Origin of the sequence: Prosthecobacter sp., assembly GCF_044378005.1 — a bacterium.
Lineage (GTDB): Bacteria > Verrucomicrobiota > Verrucomicrobiia > Verrucomicrobiales > Verrucomicrobiaceae > Prosthecobacter.
This window is the reverse complement of record NZ_JBILYB010000042.1, coordinates 19,115-43,333: the sequence shown is the minus strand read 5'-3', so window position 1 is coordinate 43,333 and position 24,219 is coordinate 19,115. Positions and strand designations below refer to the sequence as shown.

The window sequence follows — 24,219 nt, the reverse complement described above, 5'->3', positions numbered from 1 at the left end:
TTCGTCTTGATCGTGCGTGACGAAGAGCGTGGTGACGCGGGTCTCGTCGTGGAACTGGCGGAGCCATTTGCGCAGCGTTTTGCGCACTTTGGCGTCGAGAGCGCCGAAGGGCTCATCAAGGAGCAACACCTGCGGGCCGACGGCGAGGGCGCGGGCCAGGGCGACGCGTTGCCGCTGGCCGCCGCTGAGCTGCGTGGGGTAGCGGTCACCGTAGCCTTCGAGGGCGATGCGGCGCAGCAGCTCGGTGACGCTGCGGTCGATGTCTTCGCGTGAGGGCCGATCAGGCCGTTTCATGACGCGGAGGCCGAAGGCGATGTTTTCGGCGACGGTCATGTGATTGAAGAGCGCGTAGTTTTGAAACACGAAGCCAGCTTTGCGCTCGTAGGCGGTGCGGTTGGTGACATCGCTCCCGTGAAATTCGATGCTGCCCGCGCCTTCATCGGCGAATTCGAGTCCGGCGATGATGCGCAGCAGCGTGGTCTTGCCGCTGCCACTGGGGCCGAGCAGGGCGACGAGTTCGCCGGTTTTGACTTCGAGATCGACGTTCTTCAGTGCGTTGAAGCTGCCGAAGGATTTGGAGATGTTGTGGATGTGGATGCTCATGCTGCTCCTCGTTGGGTGGTCGTGAGAGTTTTCAAAATCAGTGTGACGAGCGCGAGCAGTGCGAGCACAGACGCGACGGCAAAGGCGGGGACGAACTGGTATTCGTTGTAAAGGACCTCGATGTGCAGCGGGACGGTGTTGGTCTTGTTGCGGATGTGGCCGCTGACGACGGACACCGCGCCGAACTCGCCCATGCTGCGGGCATTGCACAAGATGATGCCGTAGAGCAGGCCCCATTTGATCTTCGGCAGTGTGACGCGCCAAAACATCTGCCAGCCATTGGCACCGAGCGTCATGGCGGCCTCTTCCTCGGCCTGGCCCTGCGCCTCCATCTGCGGCGCGAGCACTCGCGCGACGAAGGTGAAGGTGACGAAGATGGTGCTGAGCACGATGCCGGGCAGCGCGAAGATGATTTTGATGCCGTGCTCCTTCAACGACGGCCCGAAGAGACCTTGTGCCCCAAACAGCAGCACATAAACCATGCCCGCGATGACTGGCGAGACCCACAGCGGCAGCTCGATGAGCGCGGTGAGGAAGCGCTTCCCCCGAAACTGGAAGCGCGACACGCGCCAGGCCGCCGCGAGGCCGAAAAGTGTATTCAACGGCACCGTGATGGCAGCGACCTGCAACGTGAGCCAGATGGCATGCGACGTGGCGCGGTCGTCAAAGGCCTCGACATAGCCTTCCCAGCCTTTGCGGAAGGCTTCCTGAAAAATGACGACGAGCGGAAGCACGAACATCAGCGCCATGAACGCGACGGCGATGCCGATGATGAGCCAGCGGGAGAAAGGAGACTCGGAAGTGGCTTTGCGAGGCCGGGTGTGAGTTTGATGGAGGATGATGGCGGCCATGACAGTTTAAAATGACGAATGAGTAAGCCCGAATGACGAACTAATGACGAAGGACGAATGTCGAAGGTGAGCGCGTGGAGGTTTGGAGTTCCGGATTCGGCATTGGGGCTTCTTTCGTCATTCGGATTTAGGAATTCGTCATTGCCGCCCTGTGCGGCTCCGGCTCCAGTTGGTGAGAAGGTTGGAAACGAGCAAAATGGCAAACGACGCGGCCAGCATGACGATGCCGATGGTCGCGGCTCCGGCGTAGTCGTATTCTTCGAGGCGCATGGTGATGAGCAGCGGGGCGATCTCGGTTTTAAAAGGGAGATTGCCGGAGATGAAGACGACGCTGCCGTATTCGCCGACAGCACGGCCGAAGGCGAGCGTCATGCCCGCGAGCGTGGAGGGCAGCAGCGCGGGAAAGACGACGCGGGTGAGGGTTTGCCAACGATTCGCGCCGAGGCAGGCGGCGGCTTCTTCGACATCCATTGAGAGATCAGCGATCACCGGCTGCAAGGTGCGCACGACGAAGGGAAAGCCGACGAAGGTCAGCGCGATGGTGATGCCGAGCGGCGCATACGCGGCCTTGATGTCGTGCTGGGCCAAGAACGAGCCGATCCAGCCATTCGGTGCATACAGCGTGACGAGCGCGATGCCTGCGACGGCAGTGGGCAGCGCGAATGGCAGGTCCACCATCGCATCGAGCAGGCGACGACCTGGAAACGAGTAGCGTTCCAAAGCCCAGGCCGTGATCAGGCCGAAGACGCCATTCACCAACGCGGCGACGAAGGCGGTGCCGAAGCTGAGTTTGAGCGAGGAGATCACGCGGGCATGCGTGAGTGTCTCGATGACATGCTCCCAGCCGCCGCTGGCCGCTTTCCACGCGAGCATGGAGAGCGGAAAGAGCACGAGGAGGCTCAAATAGGTGACGGTGAAACCGAGGGAGAGCCTGAAGCCAGGCAGGACGTGACGTGGACGGGACATCGTATCGTAAAACGAGTTTTCTAACTCGTTGGGTTTGGGAGTGGGCGACGCGGTGGAACGAGTTGGAAAACTCGTTTTACAAGTTCGCGGCGTAGGCCTGGAGTTCGCGGTATTCGGCGAGGATGCTTTTCACTGCTGCTACAGTTGCTCTGACCTGTTGCGGCATTGGCGCGAGCGCGGGCGTCTCGAAGACAATCTCCAAAGCATGAGGTCTCTGCTCCGGTGGAGCACTGAGGATGCCGAGATAGCCTTCTTTGATGATGCCGCGTGAGGAGAGGAAGCCATCGATGATGTGCTGCTCATTACGTGGCAAAAACTCACTCGATGCCTTCAGCGCAGGCTCCAGCAGGTGCTCGCTGAGCAGCGCGCCGCTGACGAATCCGTAGCAGCCGTCGGAGGTGTCGTCGGAGTGCAGTGAGATGATGCCGTCGTATTTTTCACGGCGCAGCTCGCTCTCGAGATAGATGACCTCAGGCTCGATGGAGCCGTACCAAAACTCGCGATTCAAGTCGAGGCCGCTGTGACTGTGTCGAGTGCCGAGCGCACGGCCCGTGGGATTGCAGATGGGGAAGAAATGCAGTTCGTAGTCGTGCAGTTCCTCCGGCTTCTCGGCCGCCCAACGGATGAGATCCTGCACGGCGAGGGTGCCCGCTTCTTCATCACCGTGAATGCCCGCGAAGATGCCGATCTTGATGCCGTACCCTGGTTTGAGCGGCTTGCTGACGATCTTCGGGATGAAGATGCCTTGATCTGGCGGGAGGCTTTGGAGCATCAGACGTGAGGACGGCAGCGGGATGGTGCCACGCTGATACGCGTGCCTGCCGGTGAACTGGAAATGAGGTAGGAGAGTCATGGTTTCAAGTGTGGACTTGGTGGCGAGTGATGGCCGATCACTTCGGCTGGTAGATCTGGTCAAAGAGGCCGCCCTCATCGAAGTGCTTCTTCTGCGCCTTGGCCCAGCCGCCGAAGTCTCCGTCGATGGTGACGAGGGTGAGCTTCGGAAAGAGGGCGCTGTATTTCGCCGCAGCGGCAGGATCACGAGGACGATAGTAGTGCTTGCCGATGATGTCCTGCGCCTCGGGCGTGTAGAGGTATTCGAGATAGGCCTTCGCGACTTCGGTGGTTCCATTCTTCTCAGCGTTCTTATCCACCACGGCCACGGTTGGCTCAGCGAGAATGCTCAGCGATGGCGTGATGATTTTTGTCTGGCCGGGGAACTCGCGCTGGATGAGCCAGGCTTCGTTTTCCCAAGAGAGGAACACATCGCCGATGCCACGCTGCGCGAAGGTGGTGGTGGAGGCACGAGCGCCGGTATCGAGCACAGGCACGTTCTTGTAGAGCGCGGTGATGAACTCCTTTGCCTTTGCCTCGCTGCCGTGTTGCTTCAGCGCGTAGGCCCATGCGGCGAGGTAGTTCCAGCGCGCACCGCCGGAGGTTTTCGGATTCGGTGTGATGACATTCACGCCTGGCTTCACGAGGTCATCCCAGTCCTGAATGCCCTTGGGGTTCTCTTTGCGGACGACAAAGACGATGGTGCTCGTGTAAGGCGCGCTGCTGTTTGGCAGACGCTTCTGCCAGTCCGGCGCGATCAAGCCAGCCTGCTGACCGATGACGTCGATGTCACCGGCGAGCGCCAGCGTGACGACATCGGCTTCGAGTCCGTCGATGACGGCGCGGGCCTGTTTGCCAGAGCCGCCGTGGGATTGGTCGATGCTGACTTTCTTGCCTGCGGTCTCCTTGTAGTGCTTCGCGAAGGCTTTGTTGAATTCGGCGTAGAGTTCGCGGGTCGGGTCGTAGGAGACGTTCAGCAATTCGAAGTCGGCGGCGTGGGCGGTGAGGCTGAGAAGGAGGGCGGTGAAAATGGAGAGGGATGTTTTCATAAAGTTTGAATGAGTGGAGTTTGAGGATGTGGATGGGTCAGAAGAAGCGGTGGCTGATCTCGAGATAGGCGAAGTCGGTGTCGTTCCCGCGCACTCGGTTTTGGATGAAATTCCCTGGGATGAAATGTGCGTAGCCGAGAGTGATCTCTGTCTTCGGGCTGAGGGTGTAGCGGGCGCGGATGTCGAACTCGTGGCCGACGAAGCCGCCGCTGTTGCCCGTGCGATCACGGACGTTGTTCGCGTTGGTGAAGCGGTCTTTGTCACTGGCGAGCCAGTACCAACTGTAGCCAAAGTCGATGCGCAGATTGTGTCTTGGCTTGGCCTCCACGCGCAGCTTCGGCGTGCTGATATTTTCATAGACGATGTAGTCGTTCGCCGACCACGGGCGACCAAAGCCGTAGAAGCGCTCGAAGCGGTTGTCCTCGTCGTCATTCGGGTCGCGATCACCGCTGGCGTAGCCGTAAAAGGCGCTAAAACGTGGCTTCCAGGGGTGCGAGGCGAGCGTGTAGCCGACCTCGATATTGCCGCCATAGGCACGGATGGAGCGGTTGCCATTCCGCCCGAACTGATAGGTGAAGCTGGCGTCGTAATCGAAGCCGCTGCTGCCAATGATTCCATAAGCACGCAGGCCAGGCGAGTGGACGATCCTTTCTGCCACAGCACCATAAGCCGACTGATTCAGCGCCAGATAGTAGGGCTCCAGCGTGATGATGTCTGACCAACTCCGCCAATGACCAATGACGCCATAGAGCCACTTTTGCTCCGCTGGCTCGTCCCATTCATACTTGAGCCGCTCCAATGGCTGCACCGCGATGAGATCGATCTGCCAGTCATTGCTCTCCTGGCCGAGCGTGCCGTGGAAACCCTGGAAGGTGTTCGCGGTGTTGCGCCATTGATTGTTGCCCAGCAGGCGGCGGTCGAGGAACTCGAAGTTATGAATGCCGTAGCGCAGACTCACAGGGCGTGAGTTGCCGATGGCATCATGGCCGAGCAGGTCTTTGAAGTAGAGTTCACCGTAGAGACGGATGAACTCGAACTCATTCACATCGCGGGTATCGCGGTCATAGTTGCTGTTGTAGCGGCGTGAGTCCTGCACCTCGAAGGCGAGGCGGAAGGGATCGAGCGCTTCTTTGATACCAAGATAAAAGCGGGTGCGGTGGAGCCAGGGCTCATCACGACCCGCCTGCGGTCGGCGGATGTCGTCGTCGCGGTATTCGTAGCGGAAGCGGTAATCGAGCCCGAGGTCGAGCCAGTTCACCTTCAGCAGCGAGTCGATACCGAGTTCGCTCACATTGCGTGCATACTTCGGCGGATCAGGATCACGCGTGGTGCTGTAGCTGAGCGGGTTTTGATAATAGGTGCCTCGTGTGAGCTTGTCGGCTTCCGAGTCCTCTGCGACTGCCGATGTGGCGATGAAGAGGAAGGCTGCGAGGATGTGGGCGGGGCGTTGTCTGGGATGCTTGTCGGGTGTTTTCATGGTTCTTGCGGGCGTCTGCGTCCGGTGGTCCGGTCGGCGTCAGCAAGAGTGTTTTTGGAGGCCCCTGCGGGTGCAGTAGGCAAAGGGGTATCAAGGCCGCGAGGTGCGGCGGACTGGCGGAGCTTCGTCCGTGGCGAAGCGGGTCTTCTCTGTGCTTTCGACCTGCGTCACGCGTCCCTCATGGACGACGATCTGCACGGAGCCGAAGCGCATGGCAGCGACTTTCTGGCGGACGACTTCGAGCCAGGGCTCGATGGAAGATGGGGAGAGTGTCTGGCTCATGGCGCATCAGGTGGCGGATGAGAGGAGCGCGGCGAGGAAGCCGTCGGCGGGGTCAGTGTGGACACGGAGATCACGCCCGCGACCTGCCGGTCGGCGATGCCGAGACGGATGAGGGTGCGGGCGTATTCGCCGCGTTTGGTGAGCTTCATGCCCAACACATCCACTATTAATGTATACTCATCGAGTAGTAATTAAGATTTGGTCAAAACTATTTTCTCGCCGCTACGCGGGGATCTGTCCCCCAGTCATCCGTGCGGAAGGTCTGGGCGGGGAGACCGTCCTTGTTGAAGAGATTCGCCCACGGAGCATTGCCGGACCAAGCGTAGCGCACGGCGGCTGGCTGGGGAACAGCGGCGCTGGAGACACGAACGGAGTCGCCATCAATCACGGCATCTGCCCAGACGAATTTCTTGTCGGCACCGGCAATGAGAAAGCCTTGCAGCTTGTCACTGTGTCGCGTGGCGAGGCCTTGACCGATATGCGTGAACTTGAGGTGCACCTTGTCACCTACGATCTCATGCGAGGCGTAAAGCGGACCACTGAACTCGACTTTGCGGCCATAGACAAAGCCGAGTGCGACTTGCTTGGCGCGCTCGCCGTAGCCGGATTTGTTCGTGGGATGTGTCATGCCGCCGAGGTCGGTGCTGGTGAGCATGGCGGTGTTTGGGTGCTGCTGGATTTTGATGTGGACTTCGCGGGCGATGCCTTCGTTGTTGGCGGGCAATTTGGCGGGTGGCGCGGTGAATGGGCTGGCGTTCTTGGTGGTCGGATTCGCGAGATCCCAGGCGGTGCCGCCGCCGCTGGGTTTCTGCACATAAAGGAAAGAGAAGTCCTGGTTCCAAGCCTTGCGCCAGCCTCGGATGAGCGCGCCCATGAGGTGGTATTGATCCACGCCAGTGATGCCGGTGCCGCCTTCGCCCTGATCCCACAGCACGCCACGAATGGCATACGGCACGTAGGGCTGAACATGCGCCGTGTAGAGATGGCCGATGACGCCCATGCACTCACCGGGCTGTCTCGGCATTGCGGGCTCACGACCGACTCGACCACCGCTCTGCTTCGCTTTTTCGGCACTGGCCTTCCAGGCGGTCATGTAGCGCTCGTGGGCCTTCATCGCGGCGGCAAAGTCGTATGTTTTGGCAAACTCCTTCACCTGCGTCTGACATGCTGCGTCGCTACGATACATGTCCTCCGTGAGCCAGTAGCCGGAGGGCGTGCCACCGACTGCGCCGAGCATCATTCCGATGGGGACATCGAGATCTGTCTGCAAGCGCGAGCCAAAGGCGAAAAGGATCGCGGAGAAGCCATCGACATTCGCGGCGGAGGCCTCCAACCAGCCTGCGCCGCCTTGGCGGATCAGGCGGATGCGTGGATACGGCGCGGCGGCGAGTGTTTTCTGGAGGCCTTCGTCGTTCACTTTGTAGCCACGAACTGATCCCGCCATGTTGGATTGGCCCGAGCCGAGCCACACTTCACCCACGAGCACATCCTTCACCTCGATGGTGTTTGCGCCCTTCACCGTGAGCGTGAGTCCTTCTGCGACCTGAAGCGGATCAAGACGCACCTGCCACTTCCCATCAGCGCCTGCTGTCGCCGTCTTCGTCTGTCCGGCGATGGAAACTGAAACTTCCTCGCCGGGTGATGCCGTGCCCCAGATGGGCGCGGCGACATCACGCTGGAGCACCATGTGATCTGAGATAACAGGCGGCAGCTTCACAGCGGCTTGCGAGATAGCGGTGGCACCCAGCACCGCGATGAAGGTGGCGATTCGTTGAGTCTTCATGGAGAATGACCAAACGCCGCGCCGACACGGCTGTTGCCGCAGATCAGAATTTGATGCCTGTGCGGATGCCGAACGTGCATGGCGCGCCAGCTTCTCCGATGACTCGTGGCGTGCCGAAAATCGGGTAGTTCATGGCGACGGGGACGTAGTCGGTGTTGAAGGCGTTGTTCACGAAGAACTCGGTGAACCAGTCGCCGCCACGAATGCCGAGTCGGAAGTTCGCGAGCGTGTAGGCATCCTGTCCGGAGCGGTTCTGCGGCGTGTATTCAAAGGCGCCAATGAACTGCACATCCACCCGCGCATACAGGCTGAGGCGATGATTCAGCGGCAGGTTCGCGACGGCTCCGAAGGTGACGTTGTAATCAGGCGCATAAGGCAGGGAATGTCCGCCGATGCCTTCGCCACTGTCACGTGCGCCATCATCGAACTCGGTGTCCTGCCAACTGGCGGTGCTGAAGAGGCTGAGGCGATCACAGCAGCGGTAGTTCAGCGCGAATTCGACACCATGGGATGAGGCATCGCCTGCATTGTCGAGAAAAGAGCCGCCCGTCGCGCTGGGCTGGACGAGCTGCATGTCATTCCATTGGGTGCAAAAAGCTGCGAGGGTGTAGCCGAGACGATTTTTGAATGCCTGGCCTTTGATGCCGAGTTCGTAATTCCAAGTGCGCGCTTCCTCATACTCGGAGGGGCCTTCGACATTGAAGCCACCGGCCTTGTAGCCGCCAGAGAAGCTGAAGTAGCCCATGAGATCGGGTTTGAAGCGATACGACACCGCTATCTGCGGAGAGAGCGCTGAGTAGCTGCGGCTGGCATCCACGCGGCTCGTGCCGCCCGGGACGACGGTCAGGCTTCCACTGGCATCTTTGTTTTCGAGATCCAGACGAAGCCCGGCCAGCAGGTCGAGCTTATCCCACAAGGTGAGGATGCCCTGCCCATAAAGGCCGAGGCCGAGGTCCTGAAACTCACCCCGAGTGAAGGATTCTGGCACTGGCAGGAAACCAAGGTCGCTGGTATTGGCGATGTCCTGCTCGTGTTTGCTGTAAAAGAAGAATGCTCCGGCCTGCCACTGAAGGCTGGCTTGCTTGCAAAAGACGATGGGTTTCCCCTCCGGATTCTTGAAGCGGAACTCCTGCGTGAGGGTGACCATTTCTTCTTCATGGCGATGGATGAGCAGCGGCAGGTCGCTGTAATCGAAGTCGGTCAGATCTTCCGTCCGCCACCAAACGAGGCCCGTGGTGGAGATGAGGTCGAAGGCATCCGAATGATAAGTGATCTGGAGTGTTGGCTGAATGACATCACGCTTCGTGTAGCCGTAGAAATTGCTCGTCAGTTGGCGCTCGCGGCGATGCAGGCGGGTGACGTCTTGCAGCGCATAGTCACCATCATCTGCGGATTCGGCGGCGAGGATGAAGCGGATCTCCAGCGCCTCGTCGGGCTGCCAGAGGAGCTGCGCTTTGCCGAACCAGGAGCTGCGATTGTCGATGTCGCGTCCGGTCGCGGCATCTTCGGAGAAGCCATCGCGCTCGCGATGCCCTCCAGCGAAGCTGAAGCCGAGCTGATCCTGGATGAGCGGCCCGGTGACACTGCCCCGGAAGTCGTAGAGGTTGTAGTTTCCAAAGGTGGACTCGGCACTGCCGCCCCAGGTCGTCAGCGATGGGCGGCGGCTGGTGATGCCGATGAGTCCGCCAGCGGTGTTTCGTCCAAAGAGGGCGCCCATGGGGCCGCGCACGAGGTCGATCTGCTCCACGTCGAGAAGCTCGAGGCTGCTGGAGTTGGCACTGAACTGCGGCACTCCGTCAATGAAGGTCGTGACGCCAGGGTTCATGGGCGAGCCGCCGATGCCGCGAAACACGGGCTGGCTGGCACGACGAGCACTGTATTCATTGAAGAAAACGCCCGGCGCATGAATGGCCGCGTCTTTCACCGAGCGCACTGCGGCGGAGTCGAGAAAGGCAGCATCACTGACCGTGGCACTAAGAGGCAGGTTGAGCAGATCCCGTTCGAGCTTGGGCGTGGCAGGCTTCATCACCTCCAGCTCTCGCACCTCACGCGCCACAGGGATGGGAATGGCGCAAGGGCTGGGCATGCCTGTGTTCGTCTGGGCGCTCAGGAACGAGGGGATGAGAAGGCAAATCGCAAAGCGGAGATCAGGCATTTCTCTGCTTTATGAAACTCGCGCAAGGCTGGCAATGTCTTTTGAGATGATTTTGAAACTCAGATAGCCCAGCTCCCAAACTGGGAGGCAGATGCCATCACGGCTGTTCTGCATGCATGACGCTGGACATCCCGCCTGAATCATCCTACCCCTCGCGCCGCGCCCATCCGCCGCCGAAGACATGCCCCCCGCCCCCGAAACGCAACGAGCCGACAAATGGCTCCACCACATCCGCGTCTTCAAAAGCCGCAGCCTCGCCACCCAGGCCTGCACCAAAGGCAACGTCACCCTTGGTGCCCAGATCATCAAACCCAGCCGTGATCTCAAGCCCGGAGATGTCCTCGAAGTCGTCCGTGGCGACCTGAAGCTCCGCCTCGGCGTCATCGCCTTCCCCGCCCAGCGGCTCAGTGCCCCGCGAGTCCCCGAGTTCTGTGACAACCAGACCCCCGAGGAGTGGATCATCAAAGCCTCCGAACTCCGCCGCCAGCGCCAGCTCGAAACGCCCCACGCCCACGAAACCGTGGCCAAGCCGAACAAACAGCAGATGCGCCAGCTCCGCGAGTGGTGGGGCCAGGATCAGGACTGATACGCTTCGCCATCCGGGTTGACACATTCATCCCCCGCCCTCCAATGCGGCACGCATGGTTCACATCTCCATTCAAGGCCTCACGAAGCGTTTCGGCGCGCAAACCGTCCTCAATGACGTGAACCTCGAGATCGGCCAGGGGGAGCTCTTTTTCCTGCTCGGGCCGAGCGGCTGCGGGAAGACGACCCTGCTCCGCCACATCGCCGGCTTTTACCAGCCAGAGGCGGGCAACATCTTCTTTGATGAGGACAATGTCACCCATCTGCCCGCCCACAAACGCGGCACGGGGATGATGTTTCAAAGCTATGCACTCTGGCCGCATCTGAACGTCGCTCAAAACGTGGCCTTCGGACTCGAAGAGCGGGCCAGGCCAAAAGACGAGATCGAGAAGCGGGTGGCCCAAGCGCTGGAGCTCGTGCAGCTCGGCGGTCTCGGCTCACGCCGCATCTCCCAGCTTTCCGGCGGTCAGCAGCAGCGGGTGGCGCTGGCACGGGCGCTGGTCATCCGTCCGCGTTGTCTGCTGCTGGATGAGCCTCTTTCAAATCTGGATGCCAAGCTCCGCCATGAGATGCGCTCGGAGATCCGCCGCATCTGCAAGGAGTTCGGCCTCACCGGCATCTATGTGACGCATGACCGCGATGAAGCCCTCAGCATGGCGGATCGGCTCGCCGTGATGGACGTTGGCAGGCTTGCCCAAGTCGGCACGCCGGAGGAAGTCTATCGTGATCCCGCCTCACGCATGGTCGCCGAGTTCATCGGCGAGACCAACTTCATCGAAGCCCGCGTCCGCATGCCCAGCAGCGAGTCGGGCCTTTACGAGGTGGACACCGACTTCGGCCCCCTTCGCGCCCGCACCAATGATCCCGACTGGAAGCCCATGCCGGGCACCAGCGTCACCCTTTCCATCCGCCCAGAGGCACTCACCTTCGGGCACATGCTCGACTCCACGAACCGCCTGCCCTGCCACATCGTGGACACCGTCTATCTCGGTGCCACCGTGCAGTATCAGCTCCAGATCATCGGCGGCCCGCAGCTCAAAGTCTGCGAGATCAACCCGCGCCAAATCCGCCCACCCGCAGCGGATGAAATCCGCGTCATGGCCGCTGCTGCGGATGTGGTCATGCTGCCGCAGCACTGACGCGGCGCTTTTTCTCCGCACGAAGCTGCCCGCAGCCTGCGGCGACATCGATCCCCCGCCGCTGGCGGATCGTGCAAGGGATGCCGCATTCCTGCACGATGGCACTGAACACCTCCGCCGCGCTTTCCGTGCCTTCGCGGCCTTCGTAGCCGGCTGTTTCGTTCAGCGGAATGAGATTCACATGCGCGTCCAGACCCTGGAGCAAAGCAGCGACTCGGCGCGCGTGATCAGGCGTGTCATTCACTCCGGCGATCAGCGTCCAGGCGAAGAAGATGCGCCGCCCCGTCTTCTCATTGTAGGTCCGGCAGGCTTCGATCAGCTCCGCGAGCGGCCAGCGCTGGTTCGCCGGGATCAGCGCCGCACGCTCGGCCTCCGTGCTGCCGTGCAGACTCACCGCCAGATTGTAGGGCCGCCCCTCCTCCGCCAGCCGCAGGATGCCCGGCACCACACCCACCGTGCTGATGCTGATCTTGCTCGGGCCGATGTTTGCCCCGCTTGTGTCGCTGATGATGTCCATCGCCTTCATCACGGAATCGTAGTTGTGCAGCGGCTCACCCATGCCCATCAGGACCAGATTGCGCAGCCGTTCCCCGTTTTCGTTTAAAATGCGCCTCGCATGCTGCACCTGGGCGACGATTTCCCCCGGCCGCAGATGGCGAACGAATCCCATCTGCCCTGTCGCACAAAAAACGCAGCCCATGGCACAGCCCGCCTGCGTGCTGATGCAGGCCGTGTGGCGTCCTTTGTAGCCCATGATCACGGTCTCGATCTCCTGCCCGTCCTGCAATCTCAGCAGAAACTTCTGCGTCAGCCCATCCGCACTCGGCACATGAGAGGCCACCGGCAGCACATCCAGCCTGTGCCCCTCTGGCGTACCGACATGCGCATCCACCCAGCGTCTCAGCGGCGGCAGAAAGTGCGTGCACTGGCCCAGGTCCGTGACCGCACGATGCTGGAGTGCATTCCACAGCATCGTCCCATGCGCAGGGCGCAGGCCATCCTGCACGACCAGTGCCATCAGTTCATCACGACTGAGATCGTGCAGAGACATCATGGTTTCACTGGCTCTCCATTCAGCTTCATCTTCAGGAACCTCGGCAGATACACCTCCAGCGCACTCACCAGCGCCTCCGCGAAGCGCTGACGACCTTCCGGTGTGTCGCGCAGACGCACGCGGTTCGCCTCGATCTGAAGCCCGGCCACCATCGGATTCTCCGGGATGTGGCGGAAGGTCGTGTAGCCACCACGATAGTAGGGCAGGCTCGGCACCGGCATCCGGGGACTCGGCGTGGAATGGAAGCCACGCTTCTCCAGCAACTCCCCGAGACTCTCCGGCCCATGCAACAGCGCCGTGTAGTCCAGACCAGGATTCAGCCTCATGATCAGAGCCAGACTGCCCTCCTTGATAAACTCAGGCGAGTTCAGCACCGTGGCAGGCTTTTCATAATCCGGCACGGAATGCAGGTAACCCAGCTCCACCCGCACATCCGGGTGACTTTGCCCATGCAGGTCAATGAAGAATGCCAGCCCATGCCGCTCAATCGACGCCTTCAGCGCTTCATCAATAAATGCGTGATACTCACCCCAGACCTTCTCCGCCATCAGGTCTCCCTGCGCCGCTTCCTTGATCTCGCGGTTCGGGTCCAGCTTGCTTCGGTGCAGGTGACTGACCACCAGCGGCATCTGCTTCCCCGTCGCCTTCTTCACCTCCGCCGCGATGCGTCGCGCCAGATCCTGCGTGTTCGAGTCCTCAGTGCGCACTCCAGAAGTCCGGCTAGCCACCCCCTCGGGCTTCAGCTTCCCACCATGCGGAGCCGATATCACCAGCGGCAGCTCGCCCGGCAGATACTCGCAGTACTGCCTCGTCCCAAACACCGGCACTCCCACCTCCCGCGCCTCCGCGAAAAACGGACCGAGGCAGAGAAGCATCGTGAGGAAAAGAATTCGTGTCATGGGGTTGCAGAGCGAAGCTCTAAACCGACCCGCCCACGGAGCAACCCTTTCCCGCAGATCAAAAACGCCTGTTTCTTCACCGGGCCTGCCACAGAGCCGACGTCACCAATCGCTTCAGGGTAAAAAACCAAATCGTCGGAGATGACTGCCCATCCTCCCACCACCCACGTCAGTCTTTTCGTGACGCATCCATCACAAAAGGACACAGAGCCGACGGTTTTGCTCGTAGCGTTTTGAGAGGCAGCGTCCATCGTCGCGACCACTCCCATGGGCAAAGAATTCGATACAACCCCGCAAGACGTCCCGCACGTCGCCACCCAGTTTCGCACGATCTGTACTCCCGTGCCACACCCTGACTCGATCCAGCACATCGAGCGCAGCCGCCAGTTTGAGCCTCTCTCCATGCGCGGCATGCCGCCCATCGTTTGGGACCGTGCTGAGGACATCTTTGTCTTCGACAAGTACGGCAACCGCTGGCTCGACTGGAGCAGCGGTGTGCTCGTGACCAACTGCGGCCACGGCGCTCCCGAAGTCCGGCAGGCGATGATCGACCAGATCAATTCCGGCCTCATTCACAACTACGTCTTCCCCAGCGAAGAGCGCCCTGCCCTGGCTGAACTCATCGCCAGCGTTTCGCCCGATCCTTTGAAGAAGGTTTTCCTGCTCAGCTCCGGCAGTGAGGCCACGGAATGCGCCATCAAGCTCAGTCGTGCGCACGGCATCAGCGTGGGTGGACGTGAAAAGATCGGCATCATTGGCTTTGATCGTGGCTACCATGGACGCACGCTTGCCAGCCAGCAGGCGGGCGGCATGGCAGGGCAAAAGACTTGGATCGTGAATCTCGACCCTGCCATCATCCAGGCCCCCTTCCCTGACGGTTATTGGGAAGGCGACAGCAGCTTCGACGGCTTCCTCGCAGCCATCGAAAAGAGCGGCATGAAGCCCAGTCAGATCGCAGGCGTGATCATGGAAAGCTACCAAGGTGTCGGCCCTGACTTCGCCCCCGTGGAATACATTCAAAAGCTGCGCGCCTGGTGTACAGAGAACGATGTCGTCCTGACCTTTGATGAAGTGCAGTCCGGCTTTGGACGCACGGGCAAGTTCTGGGCCTTCGAGCACTACGGCGTCGTCCCCGATCTCATTTGCTGTGGCAAAGGCATCTCGTCCTCCATGCCACTGAGCGCCGTCATCGGCAGCGCTGCGATCATGGATCAATTCCCGCCCGGCTCCATGACCAGCACACACTCGGGCAACCCCGTCTGCTGTGCCGCCGCTCTCGCGAACATTCGGAAGATCCTCAACGAAGATCTCACCGGCAATGCCGCGCGTCTCGGCCCTGTGCTTCATGAAGGCTGTCTCGCCGTTCAGCGCAAGTATCCTGACCTCGTCGGCAATGTCACCTGCGCGGGCTACGTGGCCGGCATCCAGACCGTGAAACGCGGCACGAAGCAGCCCGATCACGATCTCGCTCATCGAGTCATCGAACTCGGCTATCAGAAGGGCTTGCTCATGTTTGCCCCTGTCGGTGCCTGGGGTCAGACCGTGAAGATCTGCCCACCGCTCACGATGAAACAAGATGCCCTGGAGGAAGGCATCGCCGTACTCCACGAAGCCTTCGATCAGGCCGTGAGCGAGCTGAAGTAAGCCCGCTCATCATCCAGTTCATTTCTGCAAATCGCCCGGAAGTCCGCCTCGACTTCCGGGCGATTTTCTATCTCCTCTCGGCTTCATGGCTTCTTTCTCTGACTGGCTCCAGGCTGCGCGTCCCAAGACATTGGGCGCGGCCATTGCTCCCGTGTTTGTCGGCTTCTTCATCGGCTCACGGCTCGGTGGGCAACCGATCAACATCGCCCTCCTGCTCTGCACGCTCGGCAGCACCATCGCGCTGCAAATCGCCACGAACTGGTTCAACGACGCGCTCGACTTCCAGCAGGGCAAAGACACCGAAGCGCGCGTGGGTCCGCGCCGCATCACCGCTGCGGGCGTGGTCAGTCCGGCGAGCGTGATGATGGCTGGCTTTCTCATGCTGGGCATGGCGACGGCACTCTCGATCCCACTGATCGCGGCACGCGGCCTGCCCATCGTGTGCATCGGTATTCCATCACTCTATTTTTGCTATGGCTACACCGGCGGAGTCGCACCTCTGGCGTATCGCGGACTTGGGGAATTGTTTGTCATCCTCTTCTTCGGCCTCGTGGCGGTGATGGGCTCCGCCTTTGTGCAAAGCGGCGAGTGGCTCACCGGCGGAGTCGTAGGCGGTGTGCAGATCGGCTGCCTTTCCACGGTGCTCATCGCCATCAATAACCTGCGCGACATCGACGAAGATCGCAGCACGGGCAAACGCACGCTCGCCGTACGCTTTGGGGCCACCTTTGCCCGGATGGAAATCACCCTGCTCATCGCTGTGGCTTATGCCGTGGGGCTTTACTGGTGGGATGCCGGCTACACACGCGCCTGCACGCTGCCGCTGGCGGTGCTGCCACTCGGCGTCTTCCTGATCTTCCGAATCTGGACGACTCCGCCCGGCCCGGCCTACAACAAGCTCCTCGCCATGAGCGGCGCGCAACTCCTCGCCTTTGCAGCGCTCTTTTGTGCGGCCATCGATGGCTGAGGCACGCATCCCACTGACGCATGTCTCCCATCTATGTTTATGATTACCTGCTGCGCAGTGGCGTGGCACTGAACTCGGCCTCACATCGCCGCGTGTTCCCAGGCGCGCTGATCCGCGTCGGCGCAGGCTTCGGTTGTGTGCATCCATGGCCGGAATTTGGAGACGTGCCGGTGGAGGAGCAGCTTCGTCTTTTAAGCGAAGGCATCACCACGCCCGTGACTGAGATGGCCCTGCGCTGTGCCGAGGTCGATGGTGCTGCGCGTGAGGCTGGTGTGAGTTTGTTTGAAGGGCTGGAGATCCCGCGCAGTCACTATTCGTGGAGCTTTGCGCAGGCCACGGAGCCGCAGATCCAGCGCGTAGTGAATGAAGGCTGGCACGCCATCAAAGCGAAGGGCTACGCGAACTACGGCGAGACGCGTCGCTTTCTGGAACAGTGCGCACGCGTGGGCGAAAAGAGCGGGCTGAAGCTGCGCGTGGACTTCAATGGCTGTCTCGATGCGTATGGCTTCAGCCAGTTCATCGAGTTCATGCCGCTGCGGACTTATCAGCAGCTTGATCTGATCGAGGACCCCTTCCCTTACGATGCCGCCGCCTGGCAACAAGCGCAGCAAAGATGGGGCGTGAAGCTGGCTCTCGACAAAGGATGGCGCGATGGCAGCACCGGCTTCTCCGCTGTCGTCGTGAAACCCGCGCGTCGTGACTGGCGCATCGTGGCGGAGAGACATCCGCAACATCCGCTGATGCTCACCTCGGCGATGGATCACGCGCTCGGGCAGATGTTCGCGGCTTACGAGGCTGCCATCGCTCGCGAGCAGATCGGAGATCGCGTCGGACTGTGCGGACTCTGCACGCAGCACTTGTTTGAGGAGGATAGTTTCTTTGAGCGCATGAGTTCTCCCGGAGGCCTGTTGCAGCCAGACCTCAGCGGCGGCGGACTCGGTTTCGGCGATGTGCTGGAGCGGCTGCCCTGGCGTCAGCTCGTGTGATCACGCCACCGCGCGTCGCCCGCGATACGCGAGGACAAAGAACAGACACACCACCGCCGTGAGCGCTGTTTCACCCCACCAGAAGCGGGACCAGTCCGTCCTGCCATCCACCTGACAGGCGTGATGCCACCAGCCGCCGCCGAGGTAACCTGCGAGATTGCCCACACCACTCATCAGCAGCGCCAGCAATGCCTGCGCACGCACGCGCCACTTCGGGTCGATGCGCTCCTCCAGATAGATCTGCGTGGTGATGAAGTAGAGCGTGAAAGCCAGTCCATGCAGCGTGGTGCCGAGCATGATCCAGCCTTCGGTGTTCATGGCGTTCATGCCGTAGCGGATCACGCAGATGAAGATGCCGGAGAAGAAGATCCACTTCAGCCGGAAGCGCGTCATCACTCCCGAGAGCACCAGCATGACGAGTATCTCCGTCGTCTGCGCGAGCGACATCACCGCTGAGATATTTTTCACCTCCAGTTCCTTCAATTGCAGCGCCGTGTAGGGATAAAATGCCGCCAGCGGAATGCAGTAAAGCGCCGCCGTGATGAAGACGATTCGGTGATCCCGATGCTTCAGCAGGTCGAGTGCATCCAGCCCGAGGATCTGCCGCCAGCTCCGGTGTTCCTGCGCATCCACAGGCGCGACAGCAGGCAGCATGAAAGTCATCCCAACGACCACGAACCAAAGGCAGGCCGCCGTAAACCCCGCCATGATCGAAGCATCCGAATGCAGCACGAAGCTGATGAGCCAGCAGCCCACCATCCAGCCAAACGTGGCGCAGGCACGCAGTGGCCCGAACTGACGCTTTGCATCCTGAAGCTGGGAAAAAACGAAGCTGCTGGCGATGCTCCACACCGGCATGGACACCAGTGCCTGAACCTGCGCGCACATGAGCACGACTGGATCACCCAGTCGCCAGTGCAGAGACAGGCAGGTCATCGTCAGCGTGAATCCGGTAAGCCCTGCCAGCCAGCGTAGCAGCCGGATCGGAGCCATACGCTGATCTGCCAAGGCTCCGACGAACAGCGGCGAGATGAAGGCAGCCACCGCCGTCGTCGCCAGCACCCAGGGCACGAGATGCCCTTTTCCATACGCTGCGAAGACATTCGCCAGCGGCACATTCCAGATGCCCATGGGCATCGCGGTGAAAAAGAATAAGAGAGCGAGTCTGGCGCGGTTGGGAGGCAAGGTCGCGGATGTTCGATGCGCCGAACCGGGATTCAAGTTTCAGGTTCCATGTTTCCGCACGGAACCATCAGTCGAGCCTCAATCCCAAAAGACGCCGACGCAGCATGTCGAGCGCAGCCTGACTGGAGAGCAGCTTGAAGCGATCCCGCGTGCCGGGATAGAAAAACTTCTTCACCACGGTCCCGCCGTCTTTCGAAGCCAGACCGACAAAAACTGTGCCGACGGGTTTATCCTCCGAGCCGCCCGTCGGACCGGCGATGCCCGTGAGCGCTAGAGCATGATCCGATCCTGATGTCTTCAAAGCTCCCTCAGCCATAGCACGAGCCACGGACTCGCTCACCGCGCCGTGCTGCTCCAGCAGGTCAGCAGGCACGCCCAGATGCTTTTGCTTCGCCTCATTGGCATAGGTGATGAAGCCATGCCCGAAGACTCGCGAGGCTCCACTGACATCGGTGATGCGATTGGAAAGGAAGCCTCCCGTGCATGACTCCGCCGTGGAGAGCCATTGCCCACGCTCGGCGAGGGTTTGGACGATGACCTCCTCGATGAGCCGCCGATCCGTGGACACGATATAGTCGCCGAGATGCTCGCGCACGATGGCTTCGCCGATGGCCACAGGCTCGGACTGGCCGGAAAGGCGCACATCCACATCGCCCTGACGGATGCAGTAGCCGAGGATAAGATCGGGGATGGCTTCGAGCTTCTTCTCCACGCGCTCCACGATGTCGGATTCGCCGAGGCCGGTGACTTTAAAGTAGCGGATGCTGCGGCTGGCGCCGTCCGGCAACAGCGTGCGGAGTCGAGGTTCCACCAGCGTTTCCATCATCGGCTTCAATTCGCGCGGAGGCCCGGGCATGAGAAAGAAGTGCGTATTCCATCCACGGGAGTGACTCAGCTCAGCCGGAAAATAAAGCCCCGGTGCCGTGCCGAAAGGATTGTCTAAAACGATGGCTCCACGAGGCACCATGGCCTGCTTGAGATTCGACGCCGACATCACGCGGTTTCGTTTGGCAAAGAAAGCTTCGAGATGCGATTTGATGCCCTCATTCAGCTCCATCGGCAGTCCGAGCAGTTCCGCCACGGACTCGCGCGTGAGGTCATCATTCGTCGGACCGAGCCCACCGGAGACGAGCACCACATCCGAGCGCGACGCCGCTTCGGCCATGGCTTCTTTGATCACCGCGCCATCCGACACCACAAGATGCCGCGAGACCATGAGCCCGAGCGCAGCGATCTGCTGGCCGAGCCAGGCGGCATTGGTATTGATGGTGTCGCCGAGGAGGAGTTCGTCGCCAGTGTTTACGAGTTCGATGCGCATGGATCTGAGTGCGGGGAGTGTGGAAAGCTGTTTTCGAGCTACTCCATACGCCCCGAATGTCCAGACGGGACTCTTTCCTCTCTATCCGTTACGCCGCCCACGGCCCGTGCTTGAGCACGATCTCAGGCACGTAGGATTTCCAGTCGGGATTCCCATCCCGTAGCATCTGACGGACGTTGGCGCTGGAGATGAAGACGCAGTCATCCAAGCACTCATCAATGATGCGCACGCTGCCAGTATCCAGCAGGTAACGCAGCAGATGCATCTGATGTGGGGATACCTTTGCCTGAGCTCCGGTGCGCAGCTTCCCGGTGATGGGATCACCGACAGGATAGACATAAAGGCGGACCTGATTTTTGAAGAGACGCCCGAAGGCCTCCAGCAGACCGCCACCGAGATCCGCATACCAGCGCTCATTGAAAAGCTCCTCAAACAAAGGCAGTCCGAGCACGATGCCGACCGGTCTCTGTGTGTATCGCGCGAGGTGCGAACTCAGGCGATGAAACTCGGCATATTTCGAAACGAGCACGTTCTTCCCCAGCGCCTGGAGGATGTCGGCACGAGCCAGGAAGTTCTGATACTCCACCTCGCAGTCGTCCATGCAAAGAAGGTTGTGCATCGTGATCTCGCAGATTTCCAGATGCCCGTCAGCGTCAGCACCGAAGTCTGCTTTGAAGGAGGAGATGCCTTTCTCCAGCATATCCAGATTCACCCGTGTGATCGGATCAAAGGTGCCGCGACTGATGAACACGGGCTTTTTATATAGCACATCCGCCACCTGCAAAATCTCACCATCAGGCCCGAAGAGTGCAGCATCGGACAAGCCGCTGCGCACAAGCTGAAGCGCCACGATGCGATCCTCAAAGCTCGCCGACGGGAAGGCAGGACCACTGAAATCGATCATGTCGATCTCCACACGCCAGCGGTTGAGATCATCCATCAGGCTCTCCAAAAAGACGGGCAGGCTGGAGCGCAGATGGAAGGCCGCGAAGAGCAGGTTCACCCCGAGAATACCGAGAGCCTCGGCTTGAAGCGGATTCGTGGCATCAAGCAGTCGCACATGCAGTTGGATGTCGCTGCTAGGCCCCTTGGGATCAGTTTGAAAACGCAGCCCCATCCAGCCATGGCATTCCTCTTTGGTATCGCGGAAGCCTTTCGCGCGAACCGTGTTTGCCAGGGCAAAGAAGGTCGTCGTCTCGCCTCGCTGTGCCGCCAGCCGCTCGTGAACGATCTGGTATTCATGATCCAGCATAGCGACCATGCGCTGCCGTGAGACATAGCGCTGGGCCTTGCCGTAGATCTCATCGCTGAAAGTCATGTCATAGGCCGACATGGTCTTTGCCACCGTTCCTGAAGCACCTCCGGCGCGGAAGAACCAGTTAGCGATCTCCTGCCCTGCCCCGATCTCGGCAAAGGTGCCATAAACACGCTGCGCCAGATTGGTGCGCAGGGCTTTCTCCAGGGTTCCAGGACGTTGGTGCGGATTGGCGATACTCATGGCGGCGGTAGGTGCCAGCCGTTCGCTCGTGGGAATAGCTTTCGCAAGGCTGCGTTGTGCAGGAAGGGGTGGGAAAAGTGACTCAACAGGCATGTCCCTTCATGCAGCCACAACTCGTGCCAAGTTTGCCGCTATTTCTCAGGCAATAATGTCACGCAGCACATTCCCATGCACATCGGTGAGCCGCAGGTCGCGGCCACTGAAACGATAAGACAGTTGTTCGTGATCGATGCCCATGAGATGCAGCACGGTGGCCCACATGTCATAGACGGTGCAGGCGTTTTCGATGGCGTGGTAGCCGAAGTCGTCGGTGGCTCCGTAGATGTGGCCGGGTTTGATGCCACCACCGGCCATCCAGATGGTGAAGCCGTAGGGGTTATGATCGCGACCATCGGTGCCTTGGGCGAAGGGCGTGCGTCCGAACTCGCCCGCCCACACGACGAGCGTGCTATCAAGCAGACCGCGTGATTTGAGGTCTTTGACGAGCGCGGCGATGGGCTGATCGACCTGGCGGGCCATGTTGCCGTGGCCTTTTTTGATCTCGCCGTGCTGATCCCAGGGATTGGGGCCTTGGCCGGCTCCGATCTTCTGCGGCAGGCAACTCAGCTCGATGAAACGCACGCCTCGCTCCACCAATCGCCGTGCGAGCAGGCACTGCCGAGCATACGCGGTGCGCGTGGTGTCGGGACCGTCCATGCCGTAGAGCTTCTTCGTCGCTTCGGTCTCGCCGGAGAGGTCGCAAAGCTCCGGCACGGCGGATTGCATGCGCCAGGCCAGTTCGTAGTTCGAGATCGCGGCTTCGACATGGATGTCGTGCTGTGTGGTGCTGGCGAAGCGGCGGTCCATCGCGCCGATGAAGTCGAGTTGACGGCGCTGGCTGTCGTGAGGCTGCTGCGGGCGGATGTTCTCCACGGCTTCGGCTTCATCGGCTTTGATGATGCTGGCCTGATGCTGTGCGGGGAGGAATCCATTGCTGAACAAACCGACACCACCATGCGGCACGCTGGCACCGCCGCTTTGCAGCACGACATAGCCGGGCAGATCGCGCGACTCAGTGCCGAGGCCGTAGCTCGTCCACGCGCCCGCGCTCGGATAACCGAGAAACGGAAAGCCCGTGTGCATGAAGAAATTGCCCTGCGCATGCTCGCTGAATTTCGCCGTCATGCTGCGAATCACGCAGAGTTCGTCCGTCACAGTCGCCATGTGCGGAAACAACTCGCTCACCGGCATGCCGGATTGGCCGTATCGATGAAATGCCCAATGCGCGGGCTGCACAGTACCGTTGTTGTTGAACTGCGTCTTCTTCACCTCACCGGGCATCGGCTGGCCCGCGTATTTTTCGAGCAACGGTTTCGGATCGAAGGAGTCGAGGTGCGACACGCCGCCGCTCATGTAGCAAAAGATCACGCTGCGTGCCTTTGGTGCGAAACGCTTCGCCCGATGCACCCTCGGCGTCTCCGCCTGCATCAATCCCGCCAACGCCGCCATTCCAAAGCCCGTGGAGGCGCTGGAGAGAATGTGGCGACGTGAGAGGTGTGAGTCCATCAGGCGAAGATGTCGCGTAGCACGTTTCCATGCACATCCGTGAGCCGCAGATCGCGGCCGCTGAAGCGATACGTCAGTTGTTCATGATCCACGCCCATGAGATGCAGCACCGTGGCCCACAGATCATAGACGGTGCAGACGTTCTCGGTGGCGTTGTAGCCGAATTCGTCGGTGGAGCCATAGACGTGGCCGCCTTTGACGCCGCCGCCAGCCATCCAGACGGTGAAGCCGTAGGGGTTGTGATCGCGGCCGTTGCTGCCTTGTGCGAAGGGCGTGCGGCCGAATTCGCCGGCCCAGACGAGCAGCGTGCTGTCGAGCAGGCCGCGTGAACGCAGATCTTTGATGAGTGCGGCGATGGGCTGGTCGATTTGGTTCGCCATCTTGCCGTGGCCTTCATTGAGCGAGCTGTGATGATCCCATGGATTGGCTCCATTGCCGCCGCCGAGGTTGTAGGCGAGCGTGCTGAGTTCGATGAAGCGCACGCCGCGCTCGACGAGACGACGTGCGAGCAGGCACTGGCGGGCGTAGGCGGCTTTTTTCGGCTCGGGATCGTCGAGGCCGTAGAGTTTGCGAGTTGCTTCGGATTCGCCCGAGATCTCGCACAGCTCCGGCACGGCGGATTGCATGCGCCAGGCCATCTCGTAGTTAGAAATCGCGGCCTCCACATGCATGTCGTGCTGCGTGGTGCTGACAAAGCGGCGGTCCATCGCGCCGATGAAGTCGAGCTGCCTGCGCTGCATGTCGTGCGGCTGGCGCGGGCGGATGTTGGCGACAGCTTCGGCTTCATCGGCCTTCACGATGCTGGCCTGATGCTGCGCGGGCAGGAAGCCATTGCTAAAAAGTCCCACGCCGCCATGCGGAGTGGCCGCGCCGCCGCTTTGCAGCACGACGTAGCCCGGCAGATCGCGCGACTCGGTGCCGAGGCCGTAGCTCGTCCACGCGCCCGCACTGGGGAAGCCGAGGAAGGGAAAGCCGGTGTGCATGAAGAAGTTCCCCTGCGCATGCTCGCTGAACTTCGCGGTCATGCTGCGGATCATGCAAAGATCATCCGCCACGCCGCCGATCTGCGGAAACAGGTCGCTCACCTCAAGGCCCGACTGCCCATAGCGTTTGAAGTCCCAGTGCGAAGGCTGGACGGTGCCGTTGTTGTTGAACTGCGTCTTCTTCACATCCCCCGGCATCGGTTTGCCCGCGAACTTCTTGAGCATCGGCTTGTGATCGAACGAATCGACATGCGACACGCCGCCGCTCATGTAGAGGAAGATAACCGAGCGTGCCTTCGGAGCGAAGCGCTTGGCGCGATGCACGAGCGCAGCTTGTGATTCTTCCTGCATCAATCCGGCGAGAGCGGCCATGCCGAAGCCGGTGGAGGCACGGGAGAGAAGATGGCGACGATTCATGG

The 24,219-nt window shown here is 60.8% G+C and carries 22 protein-coding genes; 5 read left to right on the top strand and 17 right to left on the bottom strand.

Annotated features, from left to right (window positions below):
- From AC6FTP_RS10740 to AC6FTP_RS10695, 10 genes are all read right to left on the bottom strand, one after another.
- Positions 1-603, bottom strand: a 603-nt coding sequence (locus AC6FTP_RS10740) for a sulfate/molybdate ABC transporter ATP-binding protein (protein ID WP_497206915.1), incomplete at its 3' end; no start/stop codon positions are given.
- Positions 600-1,454, bottom strand: coding sequence for a sulfate ABC transporter permease subunit CysW (gene cysW, locus AC6FTP_RS10735; protein ID WP_497206914.1), 855 nt, complete (start codon positions 1,452-1,454; stop codon positions 600-602). The genes cysW and AC6FTP_RS10740, both read right to left, overlap by 4 nt.
- Before the next feature lie 138 nt (positions 1,455-1,592).
- Positions 1,593-2,420, bottom strand: coding sequence for a sulfate ABC transporter permease subunit CysT (gene cysT, locus AC6FTP_RS10730; RefSeq protein WP_497206913.1), 828 nt, complete (start codon positions 2,418-2,420; stop codon positions 1,593-1,595).
- Between the two features lie 76 nt (positions 2,421-2,496).
- Complete coding sequence (locus AC6FTP_RS10725) at positions 2,497-3,273, bottom strand: M14 family zinc carboxypeptidase (RefSeq protein WP_497206912.1); 777 nt, start codon at positions 3,271-3,273, stop codon at positions 2,497-2,499.
- Positions 3,274-3,310: 37 nt separating this feature from the next.
- Positions 3,311-4,300: a sulfate ABC transporter substrate-binding protein gene (locus AC6FTP_RS10720; RefSeq protein WP_497206911.1), complete on the bottom strand. Its 990-nt coding sequence runs from the start codon at positions 4,298-4,300 to the stop codon at positions 3,311-3,313.
- Positions 4,301-4,337: 37 nt separating this feature from the next.
- Positions 4,338-5,777 carry an alginate export family protein gene (locus tag AC6FTP_RS10715; RefSeq protein WP_497206910.1) on the bottom strand — a complete coding sequence of 480 codons (1,440 nt, stop codon included), beginning with the start codon at positions 5,775-5,777 and terminating at the stop codon, positions 4,338-4,340.
- Positions 5,778-5,867: 90 nt separating this feature from the next.
- Positions 5,868-6,059 carry a YezD family protein gene (locus AC6FTP_RS10710; protein ID WP_497206909.1) on the bottom strand — a complete coding sequence of 64 codons (192 nt, stop codon included), beginning with the start codon at positions 6,057-6,059 and terminating at the stop codon, positions 5,868-5,870.
- The gene (locus AC6FTP_RS10705) at positions 6,056-6,208 is read right to left on the bottom strand and encodes a hypothetical protein (protein ID WP_497206908.1); all 153 of its coding nucleotides are present in this window, start codon (positions 6,206-6,208) and stop codon (positions 6,056-6,058) included. Before AC6FTP_RS10705 ends, AC6FTP_RS10710 begins: the two co-directional genes overlap by 4 nt.
- 59 nt (positions 6,209-6,267) lie before the next feature.
- Positions 6,268-7,842, bottom strand: a complete 1,575-nt coding sequence (locus AC6FTP_RS10700; RefSeq protein ID WP_497206907.1) for a hypothetical protein — start codon at positions 7,840-7,842, stop codon at positions 6,268-6,270.
- Positions 7,843-7,885: 43 nt separating this feature from the next.
- Positions 7,886-9,997: a TonB-dependent receptor gene (locus AC6FTP_RS10695; RefSeq protein ID WP_497206906.1), complete on the bottom strand. Its 2,112-nt coding sequence runs from the start codon at positions 9,995-9,997 to the stop codon at positions 7,886-7,888.
- 181 nt (positions 9,998-10,178) lie between these two features.
- Here AC6FTP_RS10695 and AC6FTP_RS10690 point away from each other — a divergent pair, with 181 nt between their 5' ends.
- Together AC6FTP_RS10690 and AC6FTP_RS10685 are read left to right on the top strand one after the other, a co-directional pair.
- Positions 10,179-10,583: an RNA-binding S4 domain-containing protein gene (locus AC6FTP_RS10690; RefSeq protein WP_497206905.1), complete on the top strand. Its 405-nt coding sequence runs from the start codon at positions 10,179-10,181 to the stop codon at positions 10,581-10,583.
- 55 nt (positions 10,584-10,638) lie between these two features.
- Positions 10,639-11,721, top strand: coding sequence for an ABC transporter ATP-binding protein (locus AC6FTP_RS10685; protein WP_497206904.1), 1,083 nt, complete (start codon positions 10,639-10,641; stop codon positions 11,719-11,721).
- Here the strand turns inward: AC6FTP_RS10685 and rlmN are convergent.
- Together rlmN and AC6FTP_RS10675 are read right to left on the bottom strand one after the other, a co-directional pair.
- Positions 11,702-12,775, bottom strand: coding sequence for a dual-specificity RNA methyltransferase RlmN (gene rlmN / locus AC6FTP_RS10680; protein WP_497206903.1), 1,074 nt, complete (start codon positions 12,773-12,775; stop codon positions 11,702-11,704). The genes AC6FTP_RS10685 and rlmN overlap by 20 nt on opposite strands.
- Positions 12,772-13,674 carry an N-formylglutamate amidohydrolase gene (locus tag AC6FTP_RS10675; RefSeq protein ID WP_497206902.1) on the bottom strand — a complete coding sequence of 301 codons (903 nt, stop codon included), beginning with the start codon at positions 13,672-13,674 and terminating at the stop codon, positions 12,772-12,774. Before AC6FTP_RS10675 ends, rlmN begins: the two co-directional genes overlap by 4 nt.
- A 267-nt stretch (positions 13,675-13,941) precedes the next feature.
- Between AC6FTP_RS10675 and AC6FTP_RS10670 the strand changes: the two genes are divergently transcribed.
- The 3 genes from AC6FTP_RS10670 to AC6FTP_RS10660 all read left to right on the top strand — a co-directional run bounded on the left by AC6FTP_RS10670 (position 13,942) and on the right by AC6FTP_RS10660 (position 17,271).
- Complete coding sequence (locus AC6FTP_RS10670) at positions 13,942-15,318, top strand: aspartate aminotransferase family protein (protein WP_497206901.1); 1,377 nt, start codon at positions 13,942-13,944, stop codon at positions 15,316-15,318.
- Between the two features lie 85 nt (positions 15,319-15,403).
- Positions 15,404-16,285 (top strand): 1,4-dihydroxy-2-naphthoate octaprenyltransferase, encoded by an 882-nt coding sequence (gene menA / locus AC6FTP_RS10665; protein WP_497206900.1) that lies wholly within the window; start codon positions 15,404-15,406, stop codon positions 16,283-16,285.
- A gap of 20 nt (positions 16,286-16,305) precedes the next feature.
- Positions 16,306-17,271: a hypothetical protein gene (locus AC6FTP_RS10660; RefSeq protein ID WP_497206899.1), complete on the top strand. Its 966-nt coding sequence runs from the start codon at positions 16,306-16,308 to the stop codon at positions 17,269-17,271.
- Here AC6FTP_RS10660 and AC6FTP_RS10655 read toward each other — a convergent pair whose 3' ends face one another.
- The 5 genes from AC6FTP_RS10655 to AC6FTP_RS10635 form a co-directional block, all read right to left on the bottom strand.
- The gene (locus AC6FTP_RS10655; protein ID WP_497206898.1) at positions 17,272-18,456 is read right to left on the bottom strand and encodes an MFS transporter; all 1,185 of its coding nucleotides are present in this window, start codon (positions 18,454-18,456) and stop codon (positions 17,272-17,274) included. It abuts the gene before it with no gap.
- A 67-nt stretch (positions 18,457-18,523) separates the two neighbouring features.
- Positions 18,524-19,774, bottom strand: a complete 1,251-nt coding sequence (locus AC6FTP_RS10650) for a competence/damage-inducible protein A (RefSeq protein WP_497206897.1) — start codon at positions 19,772-19,774, stop codon at positions 18,524-18,526.
- An 88-nt stretch (positions 19,775-19,862) separates the two neighbouring features.
- Positions 19,863-21,272 (bottom strand): TonB-dependent receptor, encoded by a 1,410-nt coding sequence (locus tag AC6FTP_RS10645; RefSeq protein ID WP_497206896.1) that lies wholly within the window; start codon positions 21,270-21,272, stop codon positions 19,863-19,865.
- A gap of 138 nt (positions 21,273-21,410) precedes the next feature.
- The gene (locus tag AC6FTP_RS10640) at positions 21,411-22,817 is read right to left on the bottom strand and encodes a DUF1501 domain-containing protein (protein WP_497206895.1); all 1,407 of its coding nucleotides are present in this window, start codon (positions 22,815-22,817) and stop codon (positions 21,411-21,413) included.
- Positions 22,817-24,217, bottom strand: coding sequence for a DUF1501 domain-containing protein (locus tag AC6FTP_RS10635; RefSeq protein ID WP_497206894.1), 1,401 nt, complete (start codon positions 24,215-24,217; stop codon positions 22,817-22,819). Before AC6FTP_RS10635 ends, AC6FTP_RS10640 begins: the two co-directional genes overlap by 1 nt.
- Positions 24,218-24,219 lie beyond the last annotated feature (2 nt).